At 72.2% G+C, this 22,062-nt stretch carries 19 protein-coding genes; 14 read left to right on the top strand and 5 right to left on the bottom strand.

Going from position 1 to position 22,062, the window contains the following annotated elements; all coding sequences use genetic code 11:
* The first annotated feature begins 8 nt into the window (after nt 1-8).
* The 4 genes from GGQ91_RS03375 (at nt 9) to GGQ91_RS03360 (ending at nt 4,742) form a co-directional block, all read left to right on the top strand.
* Nucleotides 9-2,204, top strand: coding sequence for a HAMP domain-containing methyl-accepting chemotaxis protein (locus GGQ91_RS03375; RefSeq protein ID WP_182591325.1), 2,196 nt, complete (start codon nt 9-11; stop codon nt 2,202-2,204).
* A gap of 113 nt (nt 2,205-2,317) precedes the next feature.
* Nucleotides 2,318-2,791, top strand: coding sequence for a chemotaxis protein CheW (locus GGQ91_RS03370; protein WP_043354099.1), 474 nt, complete (start codon nt 2,318-2,320; stop codon nt 2,789-2,791).
* A 14-nt stretch (nt 2,792-2,805) separates the two neighbouring features.
* Nucleotides 2,806-3,654, top strand: coding sequence for a CheR family methyltransferase (locus tag GGQ91_RS03365; protein ID WP_043354100.1), 849 nt, complete (start codon nt 2,806-2,808; stop codon nt 3,652-3,654).
* Nucleotides 3,651-4,742: a protein-glutamate methylesterase/protein-glutamine glutaminase gene (locus GGQ91_RS03360; protein ID WP_043389114.1), complete on the top strand. Its 1,092-nt coding sequence runs from the start codon at nt 3,651-3,653 to the stop codon at nt 4,740-4,742. Before GGQ91_RS03365 ends, GGQ91_RS03360 begins: the two co-directional genes overlap by 4 nt.
* Nucleotides 4,743-4,768: 26 nt before the next feature.
* Here GGQ91_RS03360 and GGQ91_RS03355 read toward each other — a convergent pair whose 3' ends face one another.
* From GGQ91_RS03355 to alr, 3 genes are all read right to left on the bottom strand, one after another.
* A complete protein-coding gene (locus tag GGQ91_RS03355; protein ID WP_083936110.1) occupies nt 4,769-5,134 on the bottom strand; it encodes a hypothetical protein in 366 nt (121 codons plus the stop codon).
* Nucleotides 5,135-5,472: 338 nt separating this feature from the next.
* On the bottom strand, nt 5,473-6,732 hold the full coding sequence (locus GGQ91_RS03350; protein WP_182591324.1) for a D-amino acid dehydrogenase: 1,260 nt from the start codon (nt 6,730-6,732) through the stop codon (nt 5,473-5,475).
* Nucleotides 6,733-6,740: 8 nt separating this feature from the next.
* Nucleotides 6,741-7,874, bottom strand: a complete 1,134-nt coding sequence (gene alr, locus GGQ91_RS03345) for an alanine racemase (protein ID WP_182591323.1) — start codon at nt 7,872-7,874, stop codon at nt 6,741-6,743.
* Nucleotides 7,875-8,022: 148 nt separating this feature from the next.
* On the opposite strand from alr, the gene GGQ91_RS03340 reads away from it, so the two are divergent.
* From GGQ91_RS03340 to GGQ91_RS03310, 7 genes are all read left to right on the top strand, one after another.
* The gene (locus GGQ91_RS03340; RefSeq protein WP_043354111.1) at nt 8,023-8,472 is read left to right on the top strand and encodes an Lrp/AsnC family transcriptional regulator; all 450 of its coding nucleotides are present in this window, start codon (nt 8,023-8,025) and stop codon (nt 8,470-8,472) included.
* 37 nt (nt 8,473-8,509) lie between these two features.
* On the top strand, nt 8,510-9,751 hold the full coding sequence (locus GGQ91_RS03335) for an amidohydrolase (RefSeq protein ID WP_182591322.1): 1,242 nt from the start codon (nt 8,510-8,512) through the stop codon (nt 9,749-9,751).
* The gene (locus tag GGQ91_RS03330) at nt 9,748-10,659 is read left to right on the top strand and encodes a LysR family transcriptional regulator (RefSeq protein ID WP_043354113.1); all 912 of its coding nucleotides are present in this window, start codon (nt 9,748-9,750) and stop codon (nt 10,657-10,659) included. Before GGQ91_RS03335 ends, GGQ91_RS03330 begins: the two co-directional genes overlap by 4 nt.
* Before the next feature lie 102 nt (nt 10,660-10,761).
* The gene (locus tag GGQ91_RS03325) at nt 10,762-11,646 is read left to right on the top strand and encodes an NAD(P)-dependent oxidoreductase (protein ID WP_182591321.1); all 885 of its coding nucleotides are present in this window, start codon (nt 10,762-10,764) and stop codon (nt 11,644-11,646) included.
* Nucleotides 11,646-13,184 carry an aldehyde dehydrogenase family protein gene (locus GGQ91_RS03320; RefSeq protein ID WP_182591320.1) on the top strand — a complete coding sequence of 513 codons (1,539 nt, stop codon included), beginning with the start codon at nt 11,646-11,648 and terminating at the stop codon, nt 13,182-13,184. The genes GGQ91_RS03325 and GGQ91_RS03320 overlap by 1 nt, the downstream gene beginning before the upstream one ends.
* A 103-nt stretch (nt 13,185-13,287) precedes the next feature.
* A complete protein-coding gene (locus tag GGQ91_RS03315) occupies nt 13,288-14,652 on the top strand; it encodes a DUF3100 domain-containing protein (RefSeq protein WP_236952765.1) in 1,365 nt (454 codons plus the stop codon).
* Nucleotides 14,653-14,730: 78 nt separating this feature from the next.
* Entirely contained in the window at nt 14,731-15,885 is a 1,155-nt protein-coding gene (locus GGQ91_RS03310; RefSeq protein WP_043389094.1) for a M20 aminoacylase family protein, read from the top strand.
* 106 nt (nt 15,886-15,991) lie between these two features.
* Here the strand turns inward: GGQ91_RS03310 and katG are convergent, their stop codons facing one another.
* On the bottom strand, nt 15,992-18,310 hold the full coding sequence (katG, locus tag GGQ91_RS03305; protein WP_043389091.1) for a catalase/peroxidase HPI: 2,319 nt from the start codon (nt 18,308-18,310) through the stop codon (nt 15,992-15,994).
* Nucleotides 18,311-18,674: 364 nt separating this feature from the next.
* Nucleotides 18,675-18,920, bottom strand: coding sequence for a hypothetical protein (locus tag GGQ91_RS03300; protein ID WP_043389089.1), 246 nt, complete (start codon nt 18,918-18,920; stop codon nt 18,675-18,677).
* 140 nt (nt 18,921-19,060) lie between these two features.
* On the opposite strand from GGQ91_RS03300, the gene GGQ91_RS03295 reads away from it, so the two are divergent.
* The 3 genes from GGQ91_RS03295 (at nt 19,061) to GGQ91_RS03285 (ending at nt 22,042) form a co-directional block, all read left to right on the top strand.
* Nucleotides 19,061-19,801: a GntR family transcriptional regulator gene (locus GGQ91_RS03295; protein WP_053609648.1), complete on the top strand. Its 741-nt coding sequence runs from the start codon at nt 19,061-19,063 to the stop codon at nt 19,799-19,801.
* A gap of 86 nt (nt 19,802-19,887) precedes the next feature.
* The gene (locus GGQ91_RS03290; protein ID WP_043357908.1) at nt 19,888-21,123 is read left to right on the top strand and encodes an MFS transporter; all 1,236 of its coding nucleotides are present in this window, start codon (nt 19,888-19,890) and stop codon (nt 21,121-21,123) included.
* 4 nt (nt 21,124-21,127) lie between these two features.
* A complete protein-coding gene (locus tag GGQ91_RS03285; protein ID WP_182591319.1) occupies nt 21,128-22,042 on the top strand; it encodes an amidohydrolase family protein in 915 nt (304 codons plus the stop codon).
* The last annotated feature ends 20 nt before the right edge of the window (nt 22,043-22,062 follow it).

Below are 22,062 nucleotides of genomic sequence, written 5' to 3'. Positions count from 1 at the left end.
TGAGTACGATGCGTTTCTCGATCAAGGCCAAGCTCGCAGGCGGCTTCGGCGCCGTCCTGCTCCTGACCGCCGCGGCCGGCGGCGTCGGCTATCAGAAGTTGATGTCTTCCGAGGAGTCGATGAAGTTCGTCATCAGCCGCGCCGAGCTGCAGGCCCTCGTGCTGGACGCGAAGGGCCACGCGATCAATGGCGTCAGCAACGTGCGGGCGGCGGTGATCAGCACCGATGACGCCCAGATGACGGAGTTCAGCAAGCGCGCTGCGGACAACCGCAACGACGCCGTGGCGGGCTTGGCCAAGGCCAAGGGCTACATCGTCGCGGATGAGGGCAAGCGGCTGCTGGATGACCTGTCCGACAAGTACGAGAAGCAGCGCGCCCTGGCCGGGAAGATCATCGATCTGACGAAGCAGAATTCCGGCGTCAGGACCTGGGCCGAGATCAACACGACGGGTCGGCCGGCGACGGCGGCGCTCCGTTCGGAACTCGACACCTTGGCCAAGGGCCGCTCGGGCGAGACATCGGGTGACGACTTGGCCAAGTCTGCGGCCGCCTTCCAGATCCGCATGGAGCGGGCCTGGGGACAGCTTCAATCGGCGACCGGTGCGACGACCCTCGAGGTGCTGGAGCAGCGGGTGAACGCGGCCAAGCAGGTGCGGGATGAGGTCGCGCACGCCATGGACGACCTCCTGCGCGCGAGCGCCGCGCAGGGCATCTCGACCGAGGGGGTGCGCCAGAAATACGCCGCCTGGTCGGCCTCGTTCCAGAAGGCGCTGGCGACCATCGAGACGGGGGCCGCCGTCAAGGCCGCCGACCTCGCCTCCGGCGAATACGCGACGCTGAGCCTCGCGGCGAACCGGGCCTTCGACGCGCTGGCCGAATTCCAGAACCGCCGCATGATCGACGCCGTCGGCAGGGCCAAGGCCGATGCGAGCGAGGGCCAGACGATCCTGCTCGCCACCGTTGCGGCGGCGCTCCTCCTCGGCCTCGGCATCGCCACCTGGCTCGCCTTCTCGATCTCCCGTGGCCTCGGCCGCGCCGTGACCCTCGCCGACGCGGTGGCGATGGGCGACCTGAGCCAGACCGCGAAGGTCACCTCCAACGACGAGCTCGGCGACCTGGTGGGGGCCATGGGCCGCATGACCGAGAACCTGAACGCGACGGCCGCGCTCGCCAACGCCATCGCCCAGGGCGACCTCAGGGTCGAGGCCCGGCCGCTCTCCGACAAGGACACGATGGGCATCGCCCTGCAGACCATGCTGACGAAGCTGCGCGCCGTCGTGGCCGAGGCGAGCGCGGCGGCGAGCAACGTGTCGGCGGGGTCCCAGGAGCTGTCGGCCTCGGCCGAGCAGCTGTCGCAGGGCTCGACCGAGCAGGCGGCCTCGACCGAGGAGGCCTCGGCCTCGATGGAGGAGATGGCCGCCAACGTGAAGCAGAACGCCGAGAACGCCAGCCAGACCGAGACGATCGCCCGGCAATCGGCCCAGGACGCGGAGGCCAGCGGGGTCGCCGTCGGCCGCGCCGTCGAGGCCATGCAGACCATCGCGCAGAAGATCACCATCGTGCAGGAGATCGCCCGCCAGACCGACCTGCTGGCCCTCAACGCCGCCGTCGAGGCGGCCCGGGCCGGCGAGCACGGCCGCGGCTTCGCGGTGGTGGCCAGCGAGGTGCGCAAGCTCGCCGAGCGCAGCCAGGCGGCCGCGGCCGAGATCGGCACGCTGTCGTCCGACACCGTCAAGGCCGCCCAGCAGGCCGGCGACATGCTCGGCAAGCTCGTGCCCGACATCAAGAAGACCGCCAGCCTGGTGGAGGAGATCACCGCCGCCTGCCGCGAGCAGGATGTCGGCTCGGGCCAGATCAATCAGGCGATCCAGCAGCTCGACAAGGTGACCCAGCAGAACGCCAGCGCCTCCGAGCAGGTCTCGGCCACCTCCGAGGAACTGGCCACCCAGGCCGAGAAGCTGCAGGCGACGATCGCCTACTTCCGCATCACCGAGGCGGCCGCATCGGTCGGGCCTCTGGCCGGTGTCGATCAGGCGGTGACGCGGCTGCGCGCGACCGCGACGCGGATGGGCGCGCCCTCGGCGGCGATCCGCTCGCCGAGCCCGAAGCGGGCGGGGGGGCGCAACCCGGCCGCGGCCGGGGGCTTCGCCCTCGACATGGGCGAGGGCGACGCGCAGGACGCCGCCTTCACCCGCGTCGCCTGACACCTCGCCCGACAGGTCGCCCGACCTGTCGGGCGAGGCCCGGATCCGCGCGGCGCTCGTCCCCGCGCGGATCCCGCCGTCGGCGCGCGTCGCAGTCCATCCGGAGACTCTGCATGTCCAGTGTGTGGCAGTACCTGACCCTCGGTCTCGGTGCCGAGACCTTCGGGATCGACGTCGAGCACGTCCACGAGATCCTGGACTACCGGGTCCCGGCGGCCCTGCCGCAGGCGCCGGCCTTCCTGCTCGGCATGATCGACGTGCGCGGGCAGAGCTACCCGGTGGTGGACCTGCGCACCAAGCTCGGACTGCCGCCCGTGGCGCGCACGCCGGCGACGCGGATCATCCTGCTCAACGTGCCGATGCCGGGCCGGGCGCTCCGGGTCGGGTTCGTGGCCGACCGGGTGATCGAGGTGACGGAACTCGACGGGACCGAGATGGAGGCGGCCCCCGAGGTCGGCGGCCGCTGGAACGCGCGCTACATCGCCGGGATCGGCCGCCGGGGCGAGGCGTTCGTGGTGGTGTTCGACCTCGTCGCGCTCATGGACGGCGACGGGCCCGCGCTCGCCGCGTCGCCCCAGGCCGCCTGAGCGGACCCGGGACCATGGAGACCGATCCGGGTCACCTGAGCGACCGGCATTTCCGCTCGGTCGCCGACCTCGTCCAGCACCATGCCGGCATCCAGCTGCCGCCGGCCAAGCGCACCATGGTCGAGGGCCGGCTGCGCAAGCGCATGCGCGCCCTCGATCTTCCGACCCTCGAGGCCTATGGCCACCACCTGTTCGAGGCGGGCCATCTCGCGGACGAGTTCCCGCACCTCGTCGACTGCGTGACGACGAACAAGACCGACTTCTTCCGCGAGCCCGCGCATTTCGATCTGCTGCGCACGACGATCGTCCCGCGGCTGGCGGCGCGGGGCGACCGGCCGCTGCTCAAGGTCTGGAGCGCGGCGGCTTCGACCGGGGCGGAGGCCTATACGCTGGCGATGGTCCTGCAGGACATGGCCGCCGACCGGTTCCGCTACGCCATCCTCGGGACCGACATCTCCTCGGAGGTGCTCGACCGCGCCCGGACGGCGATCTACCCGGAGGAGATGCTGGAGGCGGTGCCGCCGGACCTGCGGCGGCGCTACGTGATGGTCGCGCGCGATCCGGCCCGGCGCGAGGGGCGGATCGTGCCCGAGCTGCGCGCCCGGGTGCGGTTCCAGCGGCTCAACCTGATGGACGAAAGCTACCCGATCGACCGGGACGTCGACCTCGTCTTCTGCCGCAACGTGCTGATCTACTTCGACAAGCCGACCCAGAAGGCCGTGGTCGCACGCCTGGCCGGGCACCTGCGCCCCGGCGGATACCTGATCGTCGGCCATTCCGAATCGATGGCGGGCGTCGGCGTGGCGGGCCTCGACCAGATGTCCTCGACCGTCTTCAGCAAGCTGAGGGATTCCGGCCGGTGAATGCGTCGAGACCGATCCGCGTCCTCATCGTCGACGACTCGGCCTCCGTCCGCCAGACCCTGTGCGGCATCCTGGAGACGGCGCCCGACATCGCGGTCCTGGGTACCGCGGCCGATCCGTTCATCGCCGCCCGCCGGATCCAGGAGGAGATCCCGGACGTCATCATCCTCGATCTCGAGATGCCGCGCATGGACGGCCTGACCTTCCTGCGCAAGATCATGGCGCAGAAGCCGCTCCCGGTGATCGTCTGCTCGACCCTGACCGAGGCGGGTTCCCGGATCCTGTTCGAGGTGCTGGAGGCGGGCGCCGTCGACGTGCTGCCGAAGCCGCGGGTCGACACCCGCCAGTTCCTGCTCGAATCCACGGTGCGGGTCTGCGACGCGGTGCGCGCGGCCGCCCGGGCCAAGCTGCGCGGCAGCCGGCCGCCGCGACAGCTCGTCGAAGCGAAGCTCTCGGCCGATGTCGTCCTGCCGCCGCCCGTGCCCGGACGCGTCGTGGTCGAGACCGACCGGATCGTCTGCATCGGCGCGTCGACGGGCGGGACGGAAGCCCTGCGCGACGTGCTCGAGGTGCTGCCCGCCGAGTCCCCCGGCCTCGTCATCGTGCAGCACATGCCGGAGCACTTCACGGCGGCCTTCGCCAAGCGCCTGAACGGGCTCTGCGCGATCACCGTCAAGGAGGCGGAGGACGGCGATCCGGTGCTGCGGGGCCGGGCCCTGATCGCCCCGGGCGGGCGGCACCTCATGGTCGAGCGCCGGGGCGGCAGCTACGCGGTGTCGGTGAAGGACGGTCCGCTCGTCGCGCGCCATCGCCCATCCGTCGATGTGCTGTTCCGGTCGGCCGCCCGGGCGGCGGCCGCGAACGCACTGGGCATCCTGATGACCGGCATGGGCGACGACGGCGCCAACGGCCTGCTGGAGATGCGCCGGGCCGGGGCGCAGACCGTGGCGCAGGACGAGGCGAGTTGCGTGGTGTTCGGGATGCCCAAGGAGGCGATCGATCGCGGCGCGGCCGCCAAGGTCCTGCCGCTCGAGCAGATGCCCGGGGAGATCCGGCGGTTCGGCCTGACCGTGGCGGGGCCGCGCTGAGGCCGGTGTGACCGCCGGCCTCGGGCTCAGGACTGGTCGCGACGCTCGGACTTCGCCTCGGATCTCGCCCGGCGCGCCCGCGTGCGGCTGTATTGCGGAGGCGATCCGCGCAGCGCCCCGGCGGGAGCCGTCTTCACGGCGCGGGCCGGAGGCGGCCCCATATCCCCGCCGCGGCGCGCACCCGCTTTCGCGCGCTTCGTACTCCGCCCGCTCGACGTTGCGATGCTGCCTGCGCGGATGCCGGCCTCCTGTGTCCGGGCATCCAGCAGGTCCTGAACACCGGGCGGATGATCGGGCACGGGAAACAGGCTGGCCAGCCCGTCGGCGACGCCTCTGAGCACGGCATCCGCCTGCTCTTGATCTTCCCTGCCCTGTACGACGATGAAACTCATCTGCGCACCCGGATCGTTGGTTCAGATCCTAAACTCGACGGGATGCGAAGGGTTGCTCAGGCCGTTGTGAAGTCGTCCGGTGATGTCGGACATCGGCGCTTCATGAACGCGATGTAATCAACTTGCAGTCGTGTCGCGAAGAGTGCCGAATCATTGGGCAGGCCCGGGGCAGGGCTTCGCGACCACTCGCGGCGACCGCTCGCGGCGGCCGCTTCGGCGCCGGCAGGGTCGGGGCCGGCCCCGCGCAGGACGAGGCGAGGCTGTGCCCGTGCGCCACGTCCCCAGGGCGCCGCGTGCCGGCACCGCCGTCACCACGCGGCGCGGAAAGCCCGGCCGGCTCACGCGGCGTAGCGGTCGAGCGCCAGATCGTCGCTCGCGATCTCCGGGGCCCGGCCGGACACGAGGTCGGCGAGCAGGCGGCCCGAGCCGCAGGCCATCGTCCAGCCGAGGGTGCCGTGGCCGGTGTTGGTGAACAGGTTCGCGACCCGCGTCCCCCCGACGATCGGCGTGCCGTCCGGCGTCATCGGCCGCAGGCCGGTCCAGAACGCGGCCCGGGAGAGGTCGCCGCCCGCGGGGAACAGGTCCTGCACCGAGCGCGCGAGGGTCTCGCGGCGCGGCAGGCGCAGGGCGCTGCTGAAACCGGCGAGTTCGGCGGTGCCGCCGACGCGGATGCGGTCGCCGAGCCGGGTGATCGCCACCTTGTAGGTCTCGTCCATCACCGTCGAGACCGGGGCGGCGGCCGCATCGGCGATGGGCAGGGTCAGGGAATAGCCCTTCACCGGGTAGACCGGCAGGGCGATCCCGAGGGGGCGCAGCAGGGCCGGCGTGTAGCTGCCGAGCGCCGCCACGTAGGCCTCCGCCCGCAGGAGCTCACCATCGGCGGTCTCCACCGCCGTTACCCGGTCGCCGGCATGGTGCAGGCGCGCGATCGCCGTCCCGTAGCGGAAGGTGACGCCGAGTCCCTCGCAGATCGCGGCGAGGCGCTGCGTGAACAGGTGCGCGTCGCCGGTCTCGTCGCCCGGCAGCCGCAGGCCGCCGACGAACACGTCCGGCACCGCCGCGAGCGCGGGCTCCGCGGCGATGCAGCCCGCCGGATCCAGAACCGTGTAGGGCACGCCGTAGGCGTCGAGGACGCGGGTGTCGTCGCCGACATGGTCGAGCTGCTTCTGCGTCCGGAAGAGCTGCAGCGTGCCCTTCTCCCGGTGGTCGTAGGCGATGCCCGTCTCGGTGCGCAGGTCGCGCAGCACGTCGCGGCTGTACTCGGCGAGCCGGACCATGCGGCCCTTGTTCCGCCGGTAGGCCTCCTCGGTGCAGTTGGCGAGCATCCGCGTGAGCCAGCCGTAGAGGCGGGGCTCCAGGCGCGGCCAGAGCACCAGGGGGCGGTGCCGCATCATCAGCCACTTGAGCGCCTTCACGGGGATCCCGGGGGCCGCCCAGGGCGCCGCGTAGCCCGGCGAGACCTGGCCGGCATTGGCGAAGCTGGTCTCCAGGCCGGCGCCGGGCTGGCGCTCCAGCACGGTGACCTGATGGCCGGCCCGGGCGAGGTAATAGGCCGAGGTGACGCCGACGACGCCGCCGCCGAGGATGAGGACGTTCATGGCGGGCCTCAGGCTCCGAGATAGACGCGGTGGAAGCGGTGGCCGAGGTTGGTCAGGACCTCGTAGCCGATCGTGCCGGCCGCCGCGGCGACGGCGTCGACGTCGCGCTCCGGCCCGATGATGTCGACGAGCGCCCCCGGCCCGATCGTGCCGGGGGCCAGGTCGGTGACGTCCAGGACGAGGCTGTCCATCGAGACCCGCCCGACCACGGGCAGGCGCGTGCCGCCGAACCAGGCCGCCCCACCGGCGGTGCTGCGGAAGAACCCGTCCGCGTAGCCGATCGCCACGGTGGCGAGGCGGCTGTCCCGGCCGACGGTCGCCGCGTGCCCGTAGCCGACGGGGGTTCCGGCCGGGACGCTGCGCGTCTGCATCACCCGCGCCCGCAGACCGATCACCGGCCGCATCGGATTCGGGGCGTCCGCCTGCGGGGCGATCCCGTAGAGGGCGGCGCCGGGGCGCACCAGGTCGAACCGGAAGTCCGGCCCGAGGAAGATCCCGGAGGAGGCCGCGAGGCTCGCGGGCACGGCCGGCAGGCGCCGCCGGACGACCTCGAAGACGGCGCGCTGCGCCGCGTTGACGGGGCTGTCCAACTCGCCCGCACAGGCGAGGTGGCTCATCACCAGCTGCAGGTCGAGGCCCGCCAGCGCGTCCGGCGCGTCGAGGAGCGCGCAGGCCTCTTCGGCCGCGAAGCCGAACCGGGCCATGCCGGAATCGATCTGGAGGATCGCGGGCAGGCGCCGGTCCAGGCGCCGGGCGAGACCCTGCCAGCCGTCGCGCTGCGACCGGTCGTTGAGGACGGGGACGAGGTCGTGGGCCGCACAGGTCGCCTCGCTGCCCGGGGAGGCGCCGTTGAGCACGGCGATCACGGGGCCGGGGCCGAGGATCGCCCGGAGGGCGACGCCCTCGCCGACCTGCGCCACGAAGAAGTGCCGACAGCCGGCGGCGGCCAGGACCGGCGCCACCCGCTCGGCGCCGAGCCCGTAGGCGTCCGCCTTGACCACCGCCGCGCAGACGGCCGGCCCGGCCTGCAACGCGAGGGCACGGTAATTGTCGGCGATGGCCCCGAGGTCGATCGTCAGGAGCGCGGCTGCCGTGCCTGCGGGACCGGCATCGGGCCGGTGATCGCGATCGATCCTGCTCATGGCGACCCCCGGGGCGGCTCCCTGATGCGCTGCCGCCAAGCTATACGGAGGATCGTCGAACAGGCGTGCGATGTGTCGAAGCGTCTTGCGACGATTGGCGGCTCGTGCAATTTTCTACGGCGATTTCGAAGATCCTTCGTGACCCGCCGTGGACGAGATCGACCGCCGCATCATCCAGGCCCTGCGCGTCGACGGCCGGATCAGCAATGCCGACCTCGCCGCCGCAATCGGCCTGTCCGCCTCCGCCTGCCACCGCCGCGTGCGCCTGCTGGAGGAATCCGGGATCATCCGGGGCTACACGGCGCTGATCGGCGGCGGCGCCGACGCGCCGGGCCTCGTGGTGCTCACGCAGTTCACCCTGGACCGCCAGACCGAGGATTACCTCAACCGCTTCGAGGCGGCCGTCCGGCGCTGTCCCGAGGTGCAGGATTGCTATTTGATGACCGGGACGGCCGATTACCTGGTCAAGCTCAAGGTGGTCGACGCGGCCGATTACGAGCGGCTGCACAAGGATGTCCTGTCGCGTCTCCCCGGCGTGGCCCGGCTGCAATCGAGCTTCGCCATCCGGACCGTCGTGGCGGCGGGCCGGCCCCTCTGATGGCCGCCGCGGATCAGGATGCGAGAGGAGCCCCGGCATGACGTCGAGTCCCGGTTCTGACGCGGTAGCCCCCTGCGACCTGCGCCTGCGCGATGTCACGCTCGCCGAAGGCCGCCGGGCGACCATCGACATCCGGGACGGCCGCGTGGCCATCCTGCACGATCCCGGCGCGCCGCTGCCCCCCGCCGCTCGCACGATCGACCTCGGCGGCGCCCTGGTGCTGCCGGGCTTGGCGGACGGGCACGTCCACCTCGACAAGTGCCTGCTCGGCCTCGCGTGGCGCCCCCACCGGGCGCAGGGAACCGTCCGCGCGATCATCGCGGACGAGAAGGCCTTCCGCCGGACCACGCGGGTGCCGCTCGCCGCGCAGGGCGCCGAGGCCCTCCTCGAACGCATGCTCCGCGGCGGCACGACGAGCCTGCGGACCCATGTCGACATCGACGACGTCACGCGGCTCGACCACCTCGCCCAGATCCTCGACCTGCGGGCGCGCTGGTCCGACCGGATGCAGATCCAGATCGTCGCCTTCCCGCAGAGCGGGATCCTGGGATGCCCGCCGGTCGCGGGTGACCTGGACGAGGCCCTGCGGATGGGCGCCGATCTCGTCGGCGGCCTCGATCCCGTCGGCATCGACGGCGATCGCGACGGTCACCTGGACATCGTCTTCGCCCTGGCCGAGCGTCACGGAAGGGGCATCGACATCCACCTTCACGATGGCGGCGAAGCCGGCCTCGACACGATCGCGGCGATCGCGGCCCGCACGGCGGCGGCCGGCTTCGGCGGGCGGGTCACGATCAGCCACGCCTTCGCCCTCGCGGAAGCCGACGATCTCCAACTCGGCCGGATCGCGGAAGGCCTGAACCGGGCTGGGGTCGCGATCCTCAGCAGCGTGCCGGGCGGGCGCCGGTGCCCGCCGATTCCGCGGCTGCGGGAGCTCGGGGTCCCGGTCTGCTTCGGCACCGACAATGTCCGCGACTGCTGGAATCCCGCCACGGTCACCGGCATGGTCGACCGCGCCCAGCTCGCCGCCTACCGGTTCGATCTCCGCACCGACGGAGAGCTCGCCGCGCTGCTCGACCCCGTCACAACCGTCCCGGCGCGGATTCTGGGGCTGGGCCCGGGCGTGGTGGCGCCGGGGGCCCGGGCCGACCTGGTCGCCTTCCGCGCCGGCGGCGTGCCCCAGGTGATCGTCGAGCGCCAGGCGCCCGTGCTCGTCGTGGCGCGGGGGACCGTCGCGATCGACCGGCACGGTGCGGCCGCCGGAGGCCCGCCGCCGTGAACGACCGCGCCCTGCGCTACCTCCTCGCCGTCGTGCGCGCGGGCTCGGTCCGGGCCGCCGCCGAGGGCCTGAACGTCGCCGCCTCGGCCGTCAGTCGGCAGATCATCGAGCTGGAGGCGCAGGTCGGCGAGACGCTGCTCGAACGCCTGCCCCGGGGCGTAGTCCCCACCGAGGCCGGCCGTCTGGTCGCCGAGCACGCGCAGCGACAGGCCGACGAGGCGGCGCTCCTGGAGGACCAGCTCAAGCGCCTGCGCGGGGTGCAGCGGGGGACGATCAGCCTGCGCTGCGGCGCCGGCTTCCTGATCGACCTCCTCGACAACGCCCTCGCGGGCTTCGCGCAGGACCATCCGGGCATCGCCTATCAGGTCGAGATCGGCACCACCGACGGCATCCTCGCGGCGATCGCGCGGGGTGAGGCGGATATCGGCCTCGTCTACAATCCGCCCGCGCATCCGGATGTCCGCGGCGTCGTCTCCGCCCGGCAGCCCCTGCTCGCCGTCCTGCCGAAGGGGCACCCCCTCGCCAATGGGTCGGCGCCGGTTCCCCTGCGCAGCTTCGCCACCGAGCCGGCCGCCCTGCTGCCGCCCGACCACGGGGTGCGCCAGCTCCTCGGCCGCGTCGAGGCGGATGGCGGGTTCCGGCTGGTGCCGCGGCTGGAGACGGCGTCCTTCGAACTGCACCGCCGCTTCGTCATGGCGGCCATGGGGGTGGCCTTCCTGCCCCGCTTCGTGGTCGCGGCCGAATTGCGCGCCGACCTCCTGGACGCGGTGCCGTTGCGCGACGCCATCCTGTCCGAGGCGAGCGCCCACTTGGTCATCCGGGCCGGGCGACGGCTGCCCGAGGGGGCGGCCCGGCTGCTGGGCTGGCTGGCCGACCACATGGTGGCGTTCCGGCCGCCGCCGGCCTGATCGGGACCGTGCTGAATTTCCGCACGCATCGTGCAGAAATCGGTTGTTGTCGCAACGCTCAATTACCGGAACGATAGTGCCGCATCGTGAGGAAGGATCGGCATGACCATCGCAACGGTAGGGGTCGTCGGGCTCGGCAATATGGGTCTGGGCATGGCCGCGACCCTGGCCCGCAAGGGCTTCACGGTCCTGGGCTACGACCTCAGTCCGGCCCGGCGCCCGGCCGCGGAGGCCGCCGGCGTGACGACACGCAACACCCTCAACGAGGTCCTGCAAGCGGCCGACGCCCTGGTCTTCTCGCTGCCGCTGGCGCGGGACGTGGAGGCGGTGGTCACCGCGGAGGGCGGCCTCCTGTCCCGGACCGACCGGAAGGTAATCGTGGTCGACACCTCGACCTCGGATCCCGGCACCACCCGGCGCCTGGCCGAGCGCCTCGCCGCGGCCGGCCACGCGCTCCTCGACGCGCCGGTGAGCGGCGGCCCGTCCGGCGCCGCCGAGGGGACCCTGACCATGATGGTCGGCGGGGCGGAGGCGGATTACGCCCTGGCCCGGCCGGTCCTGGAGGCCATGTCGGCCCGCGCCCCCCATGTCGGGCCGTCGGGCGCCGGCAACATCGTCAAGCTCGTCAACAACCTGCTGGTGGCGGCCCATCTCGTGACCACCGGCGAGGCCCTGCGCCTGTCGGAGGCCGCGGGCCTCTCGGCCGACGAGGCGGTCAAGGTCGTCAACACCGCCACCGGCCGCAGCGCGATCAGCGAGGTCATGGTCCCGCGCTGGGTCCAGTCCGGCACCTTCGACAGCGGCTTCTCGGCCGGCCTGATGCGCAAGGACGTGCGCCTCGCCCTGGAGCTCGCCGCCGAATGCGGGATCGACCTGCCGCTCTCCGCCGAGGTGAAGCGGATCTGGCAGGCCACGCAGGCCGCCATCCCCGACACGGCCGACTTCACCCGCATGGCCGATTACCGCGATCACAAGGAAGCCCACTGATGTCCGGCACGCCGCACTCGCCCGCCGCCGACCGGGTCGCCGCCCTCCTGACCGACCTCCTGCCGGGCGGCCGCATCGGCAGCGTCGTGGCCGGCGAGGTCCTCGCCGGGACCGGCGCCGCCCTCGACCTCGTCAACCCCGCGGACGGCGGTGTGCTCGCGACCTTCGCCGATGCCGGGCCGTCGGTGGTCGAGGCCGCCATGGCGGCGGCCCGCGACGCCCAGCGCGCGTGGTGGGGGATGAGCGCCGCCGCCCGGGGCCGGGCCCTGTGGGCGGTCGCCGCCCTGGTCCGGCAGCACGCCGGGGCGCTGGCCGAGCTGGAGACCCTCTCGGCCGGCAAGCCGATCCGCGACACACGCGGCGAGGTCGCCAAGGTCGCCGAGATGTTCGAGTATTATGCCGGCTGGTGCGACAAGCTCCACGGCGACGTCATCCCGGTGCCGAGTTCGCACCTGAACTACACCCGCCACGAGCCCTTCGGCACCGTGGTGCAGATCACCCCCTGGAACGCGCCGATCTTCACCGCCGGCTGGCAGATCGCCCCGGCCCTCTGCGCCGGCAACGCCGTGGTGCTGAAGCCCTCCGAGCTGACACCGCTGACCTCGCTGGCGCTGGGCCTGCTCTGCGACCGCGCCGAGGGGATGCCCCGCGGCCTCGTCTCGGTGCTCGCCGGCGCCGGTCCGACCACGGGGGCCGCCGCGGTGGCCCATCCCGACACCCGCCTCGTCGTGTTCGTCGGCTCGGCCGAGGCCGGCGCGCAGATCGCCGCCGCGGCGGCCCGCGCCATCGTGCCGAGCGTGCTGGAGCTCGGCGGCAAGTCGGCCAACATCGTGTTCGCCGACGCCGACCTCGACCGGGCGCTGATCGGCGCGCAGGCCGCGATCTTCGGCGGCGCCGGCCAGAGCTGCGTGGCGGGCTCCCGCCTCCTCGTGCACCGTTCGATCCACGCGTCCTTCGTGGAGCGCCTGTCCCACGCCGCCGCGCGTATCCCGGTGGGGGCGCCGACCGACCCGGCGACGCAGATCGGGCCGATCAACAACCGGCGCCAACGCGACAAGATCGCCGGCATGGTCGAGGCCGCGGCGAGCGCCGGCGCAACCATCGCGGCCGGCGGCGCCTGCCCCGCGTCCCTGCGGGACACGGGCGGCTTCTATTTCGGCCCGACCATCGTGGACGGCGTCGCGCCGGACGCGGCGATCGCCCGGGAGGAGGTGTTCGGCCCGGTCCTCACGGTCCTGCCGTTCGACGGCGAGGACGAGGCGGTGGCGCTGGCCAACGGCACGCCCTACGGCCTCGCGGGCGCGGTCTGGACCGGCGACGGCGGCCGCGGCCACCGGGTCGCGGCGGCTTTGCGGGCCGGAACGGTGTGGGTCAACGGCTACAAGACCATCAACGTGGCCTCGCCCTTCGGCGGCTTCGGCCGCTCGGGCTTCGGCCGCTCCTCGGGCCGCGAGGCGCTGATGGCCTACACGCAGACCAAGAGCGTCTGGGTCGAGACCGCGGCCCAGCCGGCGGTGACCTTCGGCTACGTGGGCTAGGCGCCGGGCGCGGGGGGCGACGGACGGGATCAACCGACACGACCGGCGGCCAAGTCCGGCAGGCAGGGCGATGGGCAGCCCCGGAGGGGCGGGGAGGATGACGATGGCGGGCGAACTGTTTGCGACGAACACGCGGCCGGACGCGCCGCCCGTTTCCGGCGGCGGGAAGCTGACGCTGTTCCTGCTCGCCCTGGTCATCGTCATCATCGCCGAGGCGATCGGCAACGTCAGCATCCCGGTGGGGGCCGGCAAGATCGTCCTGCTGCCGCTGCTCTGGGCCCTGCTCCTCGGCGGGGCCCTGGGGCTGATGAGCCCGCGCCTCCCGGCGCCCCTGCGGCTGACGGGCGCCCTGCAGAACGCGGCCGGCGCCTATCTCCAGCCGGCGCTGCTGATCTTCATCGCCAAGCTCGGCCTGCTGGTCGGGGGCTCGCTGCCGAAGATCCTGGCCTCGGGCTGGGCGCTCGCCTTCCAGGAATTCGGCCATTTCTTCGGGACGATGGTGTTCGGCCTGCCGGTGGCGCTCCTCCTCGGCATCAAGCGCGAGGCGATCGGCGCGACCTTCTCGGTCGGCCGCGAGCCGAGCCTCGCCATCATCGGCGAGCGCTACGGCATGGATTCTCCGGAGGGCCGCGGCGTGCTGGCGGAGTACCTGACCGGCACGGTGTTCGGCGCGGTGTTCATCGCCCTGCTGGCCGGGCTGATCGCCAGCCTGGGCGTCTTCAACCCGCTGGCCCTGGCGATGGGCGCCGGCGTCGGCTCCGGCAGCATGATGGCCGCCGCCTCGGGGGCGATCGCCGCTCAGCAGACCCCCGAGGTCGCCAAGGATGTCGCGACCTTCGCGGCGGCCAGCAACCTCGTCACCACGACGATCGGCACGTACTTCACCCTGTTCCTGTCGTTGCCCTTCACGATCTGGGCCTACGGCAAGCTGGAGCCGATCCTCGGCCGCAACCGGCCGGATGCCGCCCGCCCGGCGGCGGTCGACCCGCAGGCGGAGGCACCGGTCCATCAGGAGGTGCGGATCGGCCTCGCCGAGACCGTCCTGGCCTGGATCCTGATCGGTGCCTACGGGCTCATCGGCAACTGGCTGACCTACGGCGTCGTCCCGGACGCGAAGGTCGTCGGCGGGATGGCGATCATCATCGGCACCGTGCTGGCCGGCTGGATCGTCTACCTGCTCCTCGGCCGGCGCCTGCCGGCGGTCCTGTGGGTCTCGATCATCGGCATGGCCCTGACCTATCCCGGCACGCCCTACGCCGCCGAGATCGCCGCCCTGACCGGCAAGATCAACTTCCTGGCCCTGGCCACGCCGATCCTGACCTTCGCGGGCCTCTCCGTCGCCAAGGACGTGCCCGCCTTCCGCCGCCTCGGCTGGCGGATCGTGGTGGTCTCGTTCATGGCCAATGCCGGGACGTTCCTCGGTGCGGCCCTGATCGCGCAGTTCTTCATGCATCCGCCGCTGGGGTGAACCGCCGCGCCGTCCGGCGTAGGGTGAGGCAGGGGGAACGAGGCGCTCCGGCGGCCTCTGGCATGGGTGAGAGACCACATGGGGATCGAGGCAGAGACCGTGGAGCGGATGGTCGCGTGGCGGCGCGACCTGCACACCCATCCCGAACTGGCCTACCAAGAGGTCCGCACGGCGGATCTCGTCGCCCGGGAACTGGCCGCCTGCGGCCTGTCCGTGAAGACCGGGCTCGGGCGCACGGGCGTGGTCGGGACCCTGAGCCGGGGCGACGGCCCGACCATCGGCCTGCGGGCCGACATGGATGCCCTGCCGATCCAGGAGGCGACAGGCGTCGCCTACGCCTCCCGGACGCCCGGCGTCATGCATGCCTGCGGCCATGACGGCCACGTGGCGATGCTGCTCGGGGCGGCGCGGCATCTCGCGGCTCGCACCGACCTGACCGGGACGGTCCACTTTATCTTCCAGCCTGCGGAGGAGTGCGAGGGCGGCGGGCGCGCGATGGTCGAGGACGGCCTGTTCCGGCTGTTCCCCTGCGACTCCGTCTACGGGCTGCACAATTGGCCGGGCCTGCCCCTTGGGACCTTCGCGACCCGGGTCGGCGCCATCATGGCCTCCCTGGACACGTTCGAGATCGCGGTCACCGGATTCGGCACCCATGCGGCCATGCCGGAGCGCGGCACCGACACGCTCGTGGTCGTCTCCGAGATCGTCCTCGCCCTGCAGACCATCGTCAGCCGCCGCATCGCCCCCACGGAGCCGGTCGTGCTCAGCGTCACGCAGATCCATGGCGGCGACGCCTACAACGTCATTCCCGACCACGCCGTCATCCGCGGCACGGTCCGCTGCCTGGACGAGGCGGTGCGCAAGCGCGTCGCGGAACTCATCGAGGCCATCGCCGGCGGGACCGCCGGCACGCACGGCGCCCGCGCGGAGGTGGCGTACCGGTTCGGATACCCGGCCACGGTCAACACCGCCGATGCCGTCGGCACCGCCCTCGCGGCCGCCGGGACCGTCCCGGACATCACCGCGCGCCGCGGCGATGTCGGCCCCTCCATGGCGTCGGAGGATTTCGCCTACATGCTCGAAGCCTGCCCGGGCGCCTATGCCTGGATCGGCACCGACGGGACGCGGCCGAGCCTGCCGCTCCACAATCCGGGCTACGATTTCAACGACGAGGCCCTGCCGGTCGGCGCGGCCTACTGGGCTGCACTGGCCGCACACAGCCTCGGGACCTGAAGCTGCGGCACGGAAGGCGCGGCCGCGGACATCGTCGGTCCGTCCGCGGCGCATGCTCCGGAATAACGCCCGCGCAGGCCGCGCGGGCGTATCTTGAGGGCGGGTGTCAGGCCGCCATCGGCGCGTAGCGCTTGTGACCCTTCACGTCGAAGCGGTCGAGCATCATGACCTTGTCCCAGGCCTTGACGAAGTCCGCCACGAAGCGCCGCTGGCCGTCGCTGCCCGCGTAGGCGTCGGCGATCGACCGGAGCTGTGCGTTCGACCCGAAGACGAGGTCGCTGCGGGTCGCCTCGAACTTCGTCTGGCCGCTCGCACGGTCCTTGAGCGCGAAGGTCATCCCGTCCGCATCCGCCTTCTCCCAGACCAGATCGACGTCGGTCAGGTTGCGGAAGAAGTCGGTCGTCAGCACCCCGATCCGATCGGTCAGGACGCCCCGGTTCGACCCGTCGTGGTTGGCGTTGAGCGCCCGCAGGCCGCCGGTCAGGACGGTCCATTCCGGGGCCGTCAGCGTCAGCAGGTTGGCCTTGTCGAGGAACATCTCCTCCGGCGAGACGCTGCGGGTCATCTGCCCGAAGCCGTCATCGACGTAGTTGCGGAACCCGTCCACCACCGGCTTCAGCCACTCGAACATCTCGAGGTCCGTGAGCGCCTGGGTCGTGTCCACCCGGCCCGGCGTGAACGGCACCGGCGTGTCGACTCCGGCATCGCGGGCCGCCTTCTCCACGGCGACGCAGCCGCCGAGCACGATCAGGTCCGCGAGGGAGATCTTCTTCCCGTCGCTGCGCCCGCCGTTGAAGGTCGACATCACGTTGCGCAGGGCCTCGATCACCGGCGCGGCCCGGCGGTTGACGGCCCAATCCTTCTGCGGGGCGAGGGCGAGTCGGCCGCCATTGGCACCGCCGCGCTTGTCGCTGTCCCGATAGGTCGAGGCCGCCGAGAAGGCCGTGAAGGCCAGATCGGACACCGACAGGCCGGTCCCGGCGATCGCCTGCTTCAGCACGGCGATCTCGGCCTCGCCGACGAGGTCGTAGTCGCGCTCCGGCAGCGGATCCTGCCACAGGAGCCCGTCCTCGATCACCACCTCCGGGCCGAGATAACGGTGCTTCGGACCCATGTCGCGGTGCGTGAGCTTGTACCACGCCTTGGAGAAGGCCTGGGTGAAGGCGTCGAAGTCGTTGAGGAACTTCTCGCAGACCTTGCGGTACTCGGGATCGACCTTGAGGGCGATGTCCGAGGTCATCATCATCAGCGGGTGCATCTGACCCGCGACATGGGCGTCCGGCGTCTTCGGCGCGTTCGGGTCCTTCGGCGTCCACTGGAGCGCCCCGGCCGGGCTCTTCGTCTGTTCCCACTCGAACTTGAAGAGGTTCTCCAGGTAGGCGTTGTCCCACTTGGTCGGATCGGGCGTCCAGCTGCCCTCGATGCCGTTGGTCATCGTGTCCTTGCCGGAGCCGGACCCCTTCGGATTGTGCCAGCCGAGGCCCATCGCCTCCATCGGCGCCATCTCGGGGGGCGGACCGATCTCCTTGGCGGGGGTCATGCCGTGGCTCTTGCCGAAGGCGTGGCCGCCCGCGATCAGCGCCACGGTCTCCTCGTCGTTCATCGCCATGCGGGTGAAGGTCACCCGGATGTCGTTGGCCGACCCCTGCGGATCGCCGTTGGCGTAGGGTCCCTCGGGGTTCACGTAGATGAGCGCCTGGTGGGAGGCGGCGAGCGGGTTCTCCAGGTCGTAGTCGGCGTCGCCGTTCTTGCCGCGCCAGCGCTTGTCGCGGTTCACCATGTCGTCGAAGCTCGAGACCGAGCCCATCTCGACCACCTCGGGGCCCCAGTAGGTGGCGTTGTCCGCCTCCCAGGCGTCGAGCCGCCCGCCGCCGAACCCGTAGGTCGGCAGGCCCATGATCTCCAGGGCGCAATTGCCGGTCAGGACCATCAGGTCGGCCCAGGACAGGGCGTTGCCGTACTTGTGCTTGATCGGCTGCAGGAGGCGGCGCGACTTGTCGGTGTTGCCGTTGTCCCACCAGCTGGAGATCGGCGCGAAGCGCTGCATGCCGGTGCCGGCGCCGCCGCGCCCGTCGGCGATCCGGTAGGTGCCGGCCGAGTGCCAGGCCATGCGGATCATCTGCGGGCCGTAATTGCCGTAGTCGGAGGGCCACCAGTCCACCGAGGAGGTCAGGAACTGCTTGATGTCGCGCTTGAGCGCCTCGAAGTCGATCTTGGCGAACTCAGCCGCGTAGTCGAAATCCGGCCCGAGGGGATCGGCCGCCAGCCCGTTCTGGTGGAGCACTTCCACCCGCAGGCGATGGGGATACCAGTTCTCCAGCGTCGGCCGGTTGCCGTGGGCGCCACCGATCCGGTCGCCGCCGAACGGACACTTGCCCGCCATCGGGAACGTCGTGGTGTCCGTCTTGTCGATCGTCTCGCTCATCAGTGGTCCCCTAGGCATTGAGCCGCCGGCCGCCCGAGGCTCGGGCATCGAAGGCGGCGGGGCGGTGCAGGCAGTTCGAACCTCCGGGGAATCCCCGTCGCGCTCGAGGCTGGTGACGAAATGAGGCAGTCGCTCCCGGGATCAAGTTCGGAGCAGCGAAGTCCTTCCAAGGACCGGGGCAGGCGGCCTCGCAATAGTGCCGATGACATTGCCGTGATCCGACCCGCCGCCGCAGGCACCGACGGCGCGCGGGGATTCCACGTCGACACGGATACCCGCCCGGGGGTCGCTGATCCTCGCGAATCTGTGTCTCGGCGTCTCAGCGCACCACTTGGCGCACCCTCTGGCGTGAATCCGCTCCTCGTCAGGGCGCCGGACGCGCGCTGGCTGCCGGGGCGGCTCCGGCGGAGCCCGTCTCGGAACCGGTCACGACCTTTCGGGCCGCGGCCTGGCTCTGGCTGGCGTAATCGGGCGGCGATGCCGCGCCCTGCCAGATCAGCAGACCGGCCCATGCGGCGATCATCAGCGCCACACTCACGGCGAGCACGACGAGAACCGGCCTGCCCCGCCGGCCCTGGCGGCTCTCCTGAGCCGTGCGACGTTCGATCATCCGCTCCTCGCTGAGCCCGTCTTCAGACATCCGGGCTCAAACCCGCGACGCTGCGCCTGGGTCCCGCCCTGCGACGCTGTGCACCGCCGCCTCCCTCGGCCCCATTGGCGGCGATGCGCGAGGATCATACAGTCATACACATGACCTTCACGCCCGCGCCGCAGCCCGATCTCCGTCTGCCGCTCTATCAGCGACTGCGCGACGCGATCGCCTTCCAGATCGCGCGCAACGTCTGGCGGTCGGGCGAACCGATTCCCACGGAGGCGGAACTCGCGGCGACCCATCGTGTCGCCATCGGCACCGTGCGCAAGGCGATCGATGTCCTGGTCGCCGACGGCTTGGTGGAGCGCCAGCAGGGCCGCGGGACCTTCGTCCGCCGGCCGCGCTTCGACCGATCCTTGTTCCGGTTCTTCCGGCATCTGGGGCCGGATGGGAGCCAGGCCGTGCCGGAAGGGCGGATCCTGCTGCGCGAGGCCCGGCCGGCGCCCGCGGCCGTGCGTGAAGCCCTCGGCCCCGACGCAAGCGGCGAGGCGATCCGCCTGATCCGGACGCGGCTCCTGCAGGGCCGACCGATCCTGTCCGAGGAGATCTGGCTGCCGGCCGCGCGCTTCGCACCGCTCCTCGAGGCGCCGCTGACGGAGATCGGCGATCTGCTCTACCCCGCCTACGAGCGCCTGTGCGGCGAGATCGTCGCCCGGGCGGAGGAGACCCTGACGGTCGGCATCGCCGATGCGACCGACGCCGAGCGCCTCGGGATCGCGGAGGGCGAGCCCGTCGTCGTGATCGCGCGCCTCGCCTTCGGCTTCGATGCCCGCCCGATCGAGTGGCGCGTAACGCGCGGCGCCGCCAAGGACTTCCGGTACCACATCGACATCCGGTGAAAGGCCGCCGGCTTGACGGGCCATCGGGCCCATGCTCATTAAGTCATATAAATGACTAGTCCTCTTTAGAGGGCGGAGGAAAGCCCGTGTTCCGCTGGTACCGTGAGGTCGGTCCGGCCGAGCGTCGCACCTTCTGGGCCTGTCTGGGCGGGTGGTCGCTCGACGCCCTGGACGTGCAGATGTTCAGCCTCGCCATCCCCGCCCTGGTCGCGAGCTTCGGGCTCAGCCGCCCGGAGGCCGGCCTGATCGGCGCGGTCACGCTGGTCACGGCGGCGATCGGCGGCTGGCTCGGCGGCCTCATGGCGGATCGGATCGGCCGCGTCCGGGCCCTTCAGATCACGGTGCTGTGGTTCGCGGTCGCGACCTTCCTGGCGGCCTTCGCGCAGAGCTTCGGCCAGCTCTTGATCGTGAAGGCGCTGCAGGGGATCGGCTTCGGCGCCGAATGGGCGGCCGGCGCGGTCCTGATGGCGGATGCCATTCGGCCCGAGCATCGCGGCAAGGCGCTGGGCGCCGTCCAGGGCGGCTGGGCGCTCGGCTGGGGCGCGGCCGTGCTCCTCTCTACCGCGGCCTTCTCCGTCCTGGATCAGGAGACCGCCTGGCGGGCTCTGTTCGCCTGCGGCCTCGCGCCCGCGCTCCTCGTCCTCTACCTCCGCCGCTCGGTCCCGGAGCCGGTCCGACCGGCCGCCGGACCGATCCGGCCGGCCATCGGGCCGCTCCTGATCTTCTCGCCCGGCCTGCGCCGGATCACGGTGATCGGGACGCTGCTCGGGCTGGGGGCGCACGGGGGCTTCCACGCCCTGTTCACGTGGCTGCCCACGTATCTGAGCGTCGAGCGCGGCGCCTCCGTGGCGGGCACCGGGCTCTACCTCGCGATCATCATCGCGGCCTTCGGCCTGGGCTGCCTCGTGGCGGGCGGCCTCGTGGACCGGCTCGGCCGCCGGCGGACGGTGGCGTTGTTCGCCGCCGGCTGCATGGCCCTGGTCGTCCTCTACCTGCTGGTGCCGGTCGGCGGCACGGGGCTGCTCCTTCTCGGCGCCCCGCTCGGTTTCTGCACGGCCGGGATCCCCGCGAGTCTCGCCGCTCTGTTCAGCGAGCTCTTCCCGGACGGCCTGCGCGGGACCGGGATGGGCTTCTGCTACAATGCCGGCCGTCTCGCCTCCGGGTTGCTGCCCCTCGGCGTCGGCCTGCTCAGCGAGATCTGCGGCCTTGGGACGGCGATCGGCCTGTCGGCCATCGGCGCCTACGGGCTCGTCCTCCTCGCCGTCGCGCTCCTGCCGGATCGGCAGTCCGGCGGCGCGCTGCTCCCCCAGACCGTGAGATGATCCGATGAACCGGCGCCTGTTCTGCCGTACCCTGTTCGCGGGCGGCGTCGCGCTCGCATTCCCCGTCCGCGGCCGGGCGGCCGAGACGGGCCTCGACGCGCGCGACGGCGTGGCGGCGGTGGATACCCACGCCCACGTCTTCACCCGGACCCTCACCCTGGTCGGGGACCGGCGCTACGCCCCGGCCTACGACGCGAGCATCGCCGATTATCGCGCCATGCTGGACCGGAACGGCATGGCGCGCGGCGTGCTGATCCAGCCGAGCTTCCTCGGCACCGACAACAGCTACATGGTCTCGGCCCTGCGATCCGCCCCGGAGCGGCTGCGCGGCATCGCGGTGCTGGACCCCGCGGCGGAGACGGTCACCCTGCGCGATCTCGCCGACCAGGGCGTCGTCGGTCTGCGCCTCAACCTGATCGGCCGGCCGGACCCGGAGTTCGGCAGTCCGGTCTGGCGGGCCCACCTCGCCCGCGTGGCGGATCTCGGCTGGCAGATCGAGGTCCAGGCCGAGGCGCGGCGCCTCGCGCATCTGCTGCCGCCGCTGATCGAAGCGGGCATCCCGGTGGTGGTCGATCATTTCGGCCGGATCGACCCTGCCCTCGGCATCGCCGATCCGGGCTTCGCCGACCTCCTCGGCTTCGGCCGCGGCGGCCGCGTCTGGGTCAAGCTCTCGGGCGCCTACCGCATCGGCAGCGGCGCGGCCGGCCGGCAGACGGCGCTGCAGGCGGCCGAGCGCCTGCGCGGTGCCTTCGGTGCGCGGCGCCTGCTCTGGGGCAGCGACTGGCCGCACACGCAGTTCGAGACCCAGGCCAGCCCCGCCGAGGCGCGGCGCGACCTCGACGCCTGGGTACCCGACCCGGCCGAGCGCCGGATCATCCTGGGCGAGACGCCCGCCGCCCTTTTCCGCTTCGACCACTGAGCCGCCCGGCGCGCGCCAGC

The organism is Methylobacterium fujisawaense (assembly GCF_014138435.1).
Lineage (GTDB): Bacteria > Pseudomonadota > Alphaproteobacteria > Rhizobiales > Beijerinckiaceae > Methylobacterium > Methylobacterium fujisawaense.
This window is presented reverse-complemented; position numbering and strand designations above follow the sequence as displayed.

Coding starts and splice junctions, on each gene's coding strand:
- GGQ91_RS03375 (WP_182591325.1), top strand. CDS start 9: ATGCGTTTCTCGATCAAGGCCAAGCTCGCAGGCGGCTTCGGCGCCGTC.
- GGQ91_RS03370 (WP_043354099.1), top strand. CDS start 2,318: ATGTCCAGTGTGTGGCAGTACCTGACCCTCGGTCTCGGTGCCGAGACC.
- GGQ91_RS03365 (WP_043354100.1), top strand. CDS start 2,806: ATGGAGACCGATCCGGGTCACCTGAGCGACCGGCATTTCCGCTCGGTC.
- GGQ91_RS03355 (WP_083936110.1), bottom strand. CDS start 5,134: ATGAGTTTCATCGTCGTACAGGGCAGGGAAGATCAAGAGCAGGCGGAT.
- GGQ91_RS03350 (WP_182591324.1), bottom strand. CDS start 6,732: ATGAACGTCCTCATCCTCGGCGGCGGCGTCGTCGGCGTCACCTCGGCC.
- alr (WP_182591323.1), bottom strand. CDS start 7,874: ATGAGCAGGATCGATCGCGATCACCGGCCCGATGCCGGTCCCGCAGGC.
- GGQ91_RS03335 (WP_182591322.1), top strand. CDS start 8,510: ATGACGTCGAGTCCCGGTTCTGACGCGGTAGCCCCCTGCGACCTGCGC.
- GGQ91_RS03325 (WP_182591321.1), top strand. CDS start 10,762: ATGACCATCGCAACGGTAGGGGTCGTCGGGCTCGGCAATATGGGTCTG.
- GGQ91_RS03320 (WP_182591320.1), top strand. CDS start 11,646: ATGTCCGGCACGCCGCACTCGCCCGCCGCCGACCGGGTCGCCGCCCTC.
- GGQ91_RS03315 (WP_236952765.1), top strand. CDS start 13,288: ATGGCGGGCGAACTGTTTGCGACGAACACGCGGCCGGACGCGCCGCCC.
- GGQ91_RS03310 (WP_043389094.1), top strand. CDS start 14,731: ATGGGGATCGAGGCAGAGACCGTGGAGCGGATGGTCGCGTGGCGGCGC.
- katG (WP_043389091.1), bottom strand. CDS start 18,310: ATGAGCGAGACGATCGACAAGACGGACACCACGACGTTCCCGATGGCG.
- GGQ91_RS03300 (WP_043389089.1), bottom strand. CDS start 18,920: ATGATCGAACGTCGCACGGCTCAGGAGAGCCGCCAGGGCCGGCGGGGC.
- GGQ91_RS03295 (WP_053609648.1), top strand. CDS start 19,061: ATGACCTTCACGCCCGCGCCGCAGCCCGATCTCCGTCTGCCGCTCTAT.
- GGQ91_RS03285 (WP_182591319.1), top strand. CDS start 21,128: ATGAACCGGCGCCTGTTCTGCCGTACCCTGTTCGCGGGCGGCGTCGCG.